Raw genomic sequence first — 7,598 nt, 5'->3', positions numbered from 1 at the left:
CCCCCCCCCCCCCCCCCCCCCCCCCCCCCCCCCCCCCCCCCCCCCCCCCGCCCCCCCCCCCCCCCCCGCCCCCACCCCCCCCCCCCCCCCCCCCCCCCGGCCCCCCCCCCCCCCCCCCCCCCCCCCCCCCCCCCCCCCCCCCCCCCGCCCCCCCCCCCCCCCCCCCACCCCCCCCCCCGACCCCGTCTACGCTCCGTAGATCCGCCCGAGTGAGGACTCCAGCGTCGGATGCAGAAACTGGAACCCTTCCGAGGAAACCCGGGATGGATGAACCCGCTGGCTTACCAGCAACAGCTCACGCGCCATCTCACCCAGAGCCAGCTCGAGCGCAAACCGCGGAACGACGAAAGGCGCCGGGCGACCGACCGCTCGGGCGAACAGATCCGTGAATCGTCTGTTGGTCACCGGATTGGGCGAGACCAGGTTGTAGATCCCCGCCGTCCCTTCTTTCCGCTCGAGCAGCCAGACGAAAAGATCGGCCAGATCGTTCCGATCGATCCACGACATCCATTGCCGTCCGTTTCCGAGTCTGCCGCCGAGATATAGACGAAATATCTTTTCGATCCGCCCGAGCATCCCACCATCTCCGAGAACGACTCCCAACCTGCAGATGGTGACGGTCGCGAAGTCGGAAGCGGCCATCGCAGCACCTTCCCACTGAACCGCCATCTCTGCGAGAAAGCCCTCCCCGGGACCCGACTCCTCATCGAGGACTTCATCTCCCCGCGAACCGTAGTATCCGACCGCGGAGGCGCTGACGAAATGGACATTCCTGCGCTGCGATTTCCGGAGTGCTTCCACCAGAGCACGCGTGGTGTTGGTCCGGCTGTTGAGAAGTTTCCTCTTCTTCTTTTCGGTCCAGCGACCCGATGCGATGTTCTCACCAGCGAGGTTGACGATGGCCTCGGTGTCGGCGAGCTCGGACGTCCAGTCGCCATCGCTTCGCATCTCCCATTGAACGATGCGGACACGCCCCGATTCGCTGCTGTTCGATCGGGAAAGGACCACGACCTCGTGCCCTCCCGAAAGGAGTTTCGGGATCAGCCCCTGTCCGACGAAGCCGGTACCTCCCGAGATCATGATCTTCATTCCGGGACTTCCCGGAGCAAAGCACGTGCGCGGTCATCATTTCCGGTTCAGGAGAATGAACCAGACGCTCTCGCCCGGACGAAGCGCAGCCAGCTTCCAGATCTCCTCGCGGTCGATCGAGAAGGGCTGCAGATATCCCCCGGTCACGGGATGATCGGGCCCCATCGCCACGAGCTGGCCGCCAGGATGCCACTGGACCGACCCGGCTCGCATTCCGCAGCTCGCGACGCCGCGAGGTCCCGTGGAGATTTCCGGGGACTCGAGGCGAACGCCGGTCCGATCGATCTCGGCCGTGACGGTCCAGACGATCGATGTGAGCAGCTGCAGCTCGTCCGGGTCGATGGGGTGCGGTCCCGGCCAGACACCGATCGTCGTTCGCCCGGTGCGTTCGACCGGCACGATTCTCGGGGTACGGGCCGGCAAGCCCTCGCTCCCCAGCTGATCGCCTTCCCGGAGCACCCCGGACCCGAAGTGGGAGTAGCCCCCTGAAACCGCGAGCCATCCGCGCAAGCCTTCGCGCAGCGGACCGATGGCGACCATCGACCCCGCCACGACCGGGAACTGCGCTTTCACCCCGACGCTCGAGTCGTCGACTGAAATGTCGGGGTCTGCTCCCTGCCACGACAACATCGCCTCGTCATCGAAGCGGAGTACCGGACCGACTGCGGCAATCTCCATCACCGGGGCACCTTCCGGATTCCCCACGGCAAGGTTTGCGGCACGGGCGGCGCCGGCATCGAACGGCCTCCGACCGGTCGAGCCGTCGACGATGAGCGCCATCTGTCCCGGGCGCTCGACGCGCAGCAACGGACGACCGCGACCGGCAGAGGCAAGTCCTCGATCGACAGGCCGCGGATCGCTCCAGACCGATCGAGCCTCCTCCATCGACTCGCAAAGCCGGAGCGATATCCGATCGCCAGGCCGCAGCAGCTTCGCCGGTCTCCGCTCAGGATCGACGAGGGCCGCGGGCGTCCGGCCGAGGATGTGCCAGCCAGCCGGCGAGGCGAGCGGATAGAAGCCGGCCATTCCGGCCGCGATCGCAAAACTCCCCGCGGGGACCTTCGTGCGCGGGACCGTACGGCGCTCGATCACGAGCCGGGGCGGGAGGCCGTCCAGATAGACGAACCCGGGAAGAAAGCCCTCGAATCGTCCGCGCAGAACGACCGAGCGGAGAATCTCGATGAGCTCCTCCCGGCCGACTCCGCAGGCTTCGACGATGAAATCGAGGTCGGGTGCATCGGCGGCGGCAATCGAGACCGGTATCTCGATCTCACTCCCCGAGGCGAGCCGTGACCGATCCGGGGGTGGGATCGCCTCGAGCGCCGTTGTGATCTCTTCCAGCGAGAGCGTGCGCGGATCGAAGCTGACGAAAACCGAATCGAAGCCTGGGGTCGCAGATTCCACCGCGTCCATCTGAGAGAGCGTCGTCTGGACGGCTTCGACCATCGCCGGATCGTCGTCCAGCTGCACCAGCACCGTCCCGGGACCGGCGCTTCGAAGCTCGAAGAAATCTTTCACGGGCGAAGCCCTCGTTCGAGTTTCATTTCTTTTTCGGAAGCCTGCCGGCGTCGCGAAGTGCTTTCCGGAGAAGAAAGTCGATCTGCGCGTTGAGGCTCCGCAGCTCGTCATCCGACCAGCGCTGCAGAGCCTCGAGAATCCGCGGATCCATTCGCAGAAGGTACGCTTTCCGTTCAGCCATCAGTTACAGAGCGAGCACCACTGCCCGTTATCACAATGATATCATATTGATAACTCCGAGGGCCACTCGCCCTTTGTTTCTTCGTTAGGTCCCCCGTCAGGATCTGGGGCGGGCCGCAGCCAGCTCGCGGCAGCGGTCGTAATCGCGAATGCCCGCTCCGAGGACGATGTCGCGAACTACGGTGATCGACCCGTCCGGTTCGGAGGCGGGGGTGACGATCCCGTTGCCGCCTCGCCCGCGAGCCATCTGCCTCCGGGCGGCCGCATCGAGTCGTGGATCGTCGGTGAAGAGTATGTCGTCGATGTAGTAGCTGCAGCCCGACTCCTCGATCACGTGCATGTGCACATGGGCGGGACTGGTCGAACCGGGATATCCGCCCGGCCGGATCGTCTCGAAGGCGTAGCGCCCCTCTTCATCCGAACGCGCCCATCCCCGAAGGCCTCCGTGGCGATGGCCGCCGGAACCGTTGCGCGGATAAATACCCCCGTCGTCGGTGTGGTACGCGTAGACGATGACTCCCTGGACCGCCTCCCCGCTGGCATCGAGCACACGACCGCGGATCGTCATCCTCACTCCCGGTTCGGAGCTCGGGGCAATCGTCCCCACCGAAGAAAGCTCCTGCGGCATCCCTTCGGCTACCGTCTCGCACCCTTCACAAGGTCCCCCGACGACCACCAGCTCTTCACTCTCTCCAAGGGCATCCCCTCGGACACAGGAGAGGACGAGGACCGCTGTCACCATGAGAGCTCGCATCAGACGATCATAGCGATGATGCGCCCATTCCGCCGTGGTGTTCACGAAGGGTTTGCCGCCCCGTTCGCGCTTCCGGATCATGAGTGGTCGTATAGGATCAGGCGATGAGATTCCAGGATGAGATCGCGATCGTCACGGGAGCCTCGAGCGGGATCGGGGCCGCGACGGCGCGCCTCTTCGCCCGTGAAGGAGCCCGCGTCGCAATTTTTGCCCGCCGCGAAAAAGAGCTCCGGGAGGTCGCGTCCGAGTTCCCCGAGCGGATGCTCGTCGTCAGGGGTGACGTCACGGTCGAAGACGACATCGCACGACTCTTCAGAGAGTGCAACGAGTCCTTCGGAAGAGTGTCGATTCTGGTGAACAATGCCGGCCATGTCGATCCCGCACGCCTGACGGAGACGTCGCCCGCGTCGTGGGACGCGACATTCGCGGCAAACATCCGGTCGGCGTTTCTCACGTGCCGGCACGCGATTCCGATCATGAAGCACACAGGGCGCGGCGCGATCGTGAACGTCGGTTCGATCAGCGGCGTCAGTGGTCCCGACAAGTTTCCCGGTTTCGTCTCCTATGCGTCGTCGAAGGCGGCTCTGATCATGTTCACCGAGGCGCTCGCCGGCGAGTTGAAGGAAACCGGCATCCGCGTGAACTGCATCAGCCCGGGATCGGTACGCACGGAAATGCTGGAGAAGGCCGCACCGGGCGCCGAGGCCGAGATGATGCCCGAAGAGATCGCGGAGATGATCGCATTTCTGGCGTCGGGGGCCTCGAGGCCGATGAACGGGAAAAACATTCTCGCCTGGAGCTGAAACAGGAGGGAAAGGTGGAGGCGACGGCGGGATTCGAACCCGCGAATAAAGGTTTTGCAGACCTCTGCCTTACCACTTGGCTACGTCGCCCCATGAAATCCGGTTGGCAGATGCTCCGAACGCGGGGTCGAACCTCAATGATTCCTTCGGTGGCGCGCCCTCGCGGCGCCGATCGCGAGGATGGTACAGAGAGTCAGGAGGGAGATCCAGCTGCCGACGGCCAAACAACGATCTACCAGCCGAATCCGTGTGCCAAAGAAAAAGCATCGCCAGGCAAAGATCTTTCTTCGTCAGATCGCCTTAGGCCCCGACTCGAAACGAGTGCGAGGCCATGAAGAGGAAGGGGTGGCGAAGCGGTTGTTGGATTCTTTTAGGTCGTCCCCTTGACTGATTCCGGACTGTTCTCGAGCTCAAGATTTCCACGAAATGCTTGAGCCCCCGTGCATAACCCGCTGAGCCAAGCGTCTCGACTCTTCCGAAGAGCGTGCTCTGCGGACCGTCACGATCTACTCAGTTGAGGGCGAGCATTTTGATGAGATTGGGCATGCCGTGACCTTGCACGTATCGGTCGCAACGAGCGACTCGATCCTGGCCAGATGCGCGATGATCGCCCGTCGGTTCCGGCACGGTCACATCGACGATGCGACGCTCGAGCAGCTCACGACCGAGATCGCAGAGCTGAGGGGAGATCTGCGCCGCGTATCAATGCCACGAGCATTCGCCACAGTCGTAGTACGCGATCGAGCAACTACTTGGCCGCTGGGACCGGTCGGTCCCGGCGGCACTCTCCGCCTCTCGCTCGGGCCTGAGTTGTTTGCTGGTAGAATCCCGGCTCCCCGGAACGACTCAAGCCATGCGACTAGCGGCAATCATCCTAACAGCGGTCCTCCTGCTCGCCGGCTGCGCGGTCCTCGTCACGGAATGGCACGTGTTCAGCCAAATCGTGGACGAGCCCGCGCACATCGCTGCGGGCATGGAGCTGCTTGCTGCCGGAAAGTACACGTACGACCTGCAGCACCCCCCGCTTGCACGGGTCCTTTTCGCGCTGGGGCCGTGGCTTGAGGGCGTGCCGTATGTCGAGCAGGGATGGTTGGTCGAACAGGGGAACCTCATCCTGTATCACGAGGACATGTACCGGCGGCACCTGGTCATGGCTCGTGCTGGGAACCTCCCGTTCTTCCTGCTGGGCGCGATCGTCGTCGCGCTCTGGTCATGGCGCCTTTACGGGTGGTGGGCGGCGCCTCTTGGGACCTTCCTGTTCGTCTCCCTCCCGCCGGTGCTCGGTCATGCGGGAGTGGCGACGACCGATACGGCGGCGGCGGCCATGCTGGCCGCAGGCCTTCTCACGTTTGACTGGTGGCTCGAGCACCCAAGTCTTGGACGCAGTATTGCGCTCGGCGTGGCTTTGGCTGGTGCGGTGCTGGCGAAGCTCTCCGCGGTCGCGTTCCTACCCGGCGCGCTCCTGTTCGTCTTCATTCTCCGGCGCCTGAGCCGTCATGGCACCGCCCGCGCGCCGCAATGGACAATCAGGATCCTCGCCGGCCTCGTCGCTGGCGTGCTTCTGGTGTGGGCCGTGTTCGGGTTCTCCTTCGGAGTCATCTTGCCGGCGGACAAGCACCAAACGTACGACTCTGCACTCCCCGAAGGGCCGATCAGGACCACGGTCCACGCAGTCGGTGAGAACATTCCAGTTCCAGCACCAGAGCTTTTCCGGGGGGTGCTGGAGATTCTCGTGCACAACCGAACCGGGCACTTCGCGTACCTGCTCGGGGAGACCTCCTGGCAGGGGTGGTGGTACTACTTCCCCGTGGCCATCGGCGTCAAGACGCCCATCCCCTTTCTCCTCCTCAGCCTGGCCGGACTACTACTTCTCACCATTGAGGCGCGGCGTGGTCGGTGGGAGCGCCTTGCACCAGCCGCGGCCGCGATCGCCATCCTCGGTGTCGCGATGACCTCGGGAATCAATATCGGCGTTCGCCACGTCTTGCCCATCTACCCACTCCTGGCCATCACCGCAGTCCTCCCAGTCGCACAGCTCAAAGAGTACTGCGGCGCAACGAGACGCTCGTGGGGCGCGGTCGCAAGCGCGCTGATCGCGCTCCTCCTGGGTTGGCAGACGTGGAACGTCGCGCGTGCGCATCCTGATCACCTCGCTTGGTTCAACGAGATCGCCAATGACCACCCCGAGCGCTGGCTGCTTGACAGCAATCTCGACTGGGGGCAGGACCTCTTCCGGCTCGAGCAGGTCGCCAACGAGCGGGGCATGGAAACCCTCAGCCTTTCGTACTTCGGGAGTGCCGTGCTCCCCTGGCACGACCTGCCATCACTGACGACCCTGCACGACCATCCCACGACGGGATGGGTCGCGGTGAGCATCATGAACCGACTCGGTCCCGGCTTTGGCCGGGGGGAGCCCGCCTTCGAGTGGCTTGACGCGTACGAACCAGAACGCATCGGCAAGAGCATCCTCCTCTACCACGTACCCGAACCACCACCAGCACCCGAGGCAGCGACGATCCTCTTACCCGTCCTCATTGGGCCCGAACCACTCCGGACGGAAAACCGCGCATGGAGGACCGTCGCAGTCGCCTCATGGCGCGGCGATGACGTATTGCGGATCGAGATCGGCGGCAACCCCGTCGCGATCTCCCCGGGCGTCACCAGGCCCGAAGAGCTCGCGCGCAACGCGCTGACGGGCCTCCTCATCGTCATGCCAGAACCCGACGCCCCCGAGCTCTCCTTCGACCTGTTCGTGCGGGACGAGAATACCGGGGAGATGATCCGGCTGCCGGTCATCCGCGGTGAGGACGCCGCGACAGGGTCGTTCGAGATCACCGGCCTCACACCCGAACCACGCGACCGAACCTTGCGCATTTACGACCTCGCCCGCCACCCCGGCGGCACAGCAACCGTGAGGATCACGGAAGGCGAGCAGGTATTGTTCGAGGACCAACTTCCCCTCAGCCAGGTCGACCCTGCAGGCCCACACTTCGCCGACCTCGACCTCCAAACCGCGGGAATCCGGACAGCAGAGTACGTCCGCATCACAGTAACGCCTCAAGCAGAAATGAAGCTTTGGGCGTTCGTCCTGGAGACTGACCCATCCACCGGCGCCGTCACAATCCGCGAGCCGGGACCCTAGCCCGGATCGCTTAGCGCCTCTTCTGAACGAGAATCGCGCCTCAGGGCAGCGTCGCCACATGACCTCGAGAGAAGCCGCGACCGCCCATGGGATCACCAGCGCTCACTCCCGC

6 protein-coding genes and 1 tRNA gene are annotated in these 7,598 nt (G+C 64.6%); 2 read left to right on the top strand and 5 right to left on the bottom strand.

Going from position 1 to position 7,598, the window contains the following annotated elements; translation table 11 throughout:
- Positions 1-186: 186 nt before the first annotated feature.
- From KY459_06830 to KY459_06815, 4 genes are all read right to left on the bottom strand, one after another.
- Complete coding sequence (locus KY459_06830) at positions 187-1,089, bottom strand: TIGR01777 family oxidoreductase (protein ID MBW3564423.1); 903 nt, start codon at positions 1,087-1,089, stop codon at positions 187-189.
- A 36-nt stretch (positions 1,090-1,125) separates the two neighbouring features.
- A complete protein-coding gene (locus KY459_06825; protein MBW3564422.1) occupies positions 1,126-2,607 on the bottom strand; it encodes an urea amidolyase family protein in 1,482 nt (493 codons plus the stop codon).
- Positions 2,608-2,629: 22 nt separating this feature from the next.
- Entirely contained in the window at positions 2,630-2,788 is a 159-nt protein-coding gene (locus tag KY459_06820; GenBank protein MBW3564421.1) for a hypothetical protein, read from the bottom strand.
- 96 nt (positions 2,789-2,884) lie between these two features.
- Positions 2,885-3,622 (bottom strand): hypothetical protein, encoded by a 738-nt coding sequence (locus tag KY459_06815; GenBank protein MBW3564420.1) that lies wholly within the window; start codon positions 3,620-3,622, stop codon positions 2,885-2,887.
- 23 nt (positions 3,623-3,645) lie between these two features.
- On the opposite strand from KY459_06815, the gene KY459_06810 reads away from it, so the two are divergent.
- Positions 3,646-4,344 (top strand): SDR family oxidoreductase, encoded by a 699-nt coding sequence (locus tag KY459_06810; GenBank protein MBW3564419.1) that lies wholly within the window; start codon positions 3,646-3,648, stop codon positions 4,342-4,344.
- A gap of 15 nt (positions 4,345-4,359) precedes the next feature.
- On the opposite strand, the gene KY459_06805 is transcribed toward KY459_06810, so the two are convergent.
- Positions 4,360-4,434, bottom strand: a tRNA-Cys gene (locus tag KY459_06805).
- Between the two features lie 763 nt (positions 4,435-5,197).
- On the opposite strand from KY459_06805, the gene KY459_06800 reads away from it, so the two are divergent.
- Positions 5,198-7,486 carry a hypothetical protein gene (locus tag KY459_06800; protein ID MBW3564418.1) on the top strand — a complete coding sequence of 763 codons (2,289 nt, stop codon included), beginning with the start codon at positions 5,198-5,200 and terminating at the stop codon, positions 7,484-7,486.
- Positions 7,487-7,598: the final 112 nt, after the last annotated feature.

The sequence above is a fragment of the Acidobacteriota bacterium genome (genome assembly GCA_019347945.1).
GTDB lineage: Bacteria > Acidobacteriota > Thermoanaerobaculia > Gp7-AA8 > JAHWKK01 > JAHWKK01.
This window is presented reverse-complemented; position numbering and strand designations above follow the sequence as displayed.

Bases quoted from the DNA above. Each gene is read 5' to 3' on its own strand.
- KY459_06830 (MBW3564423.1), bottom strand. From the start codon at position 1,089: ATGAAGATCATGATCTCGGGAGGTACCGGCTTCGTCGGACAGGGGCTG.
- KY459_06820 (MBW3564421.1), bottom strand. From the start codon at position 2,788: ATGGCTGAACGGAAAGCGTACCTTCTGCGAATGGATCCGCGGATTCTC.
- KY459_06815 (MBW3564420.1), bottom strand. From the start codon at position 3,622: ATGATCCGGAAGCGCGAACGGGGCGGCAAACCCTTCGTGAACACCACG.
- KY459_06810 (MBW3564419.1), top strand. From the start codon at position 3,646: ATGAGATTCCAGGATGAGATCGCGATCGTCACGGGAGCCTCGAGCGGG.
- KY459_06800 (MBW3564418.1), top strand. From the start codon at position 5,198: ATGCGACTAGCGGCAATCATCCTAACAGCGGTCCTCCTGCTCGCCGGC.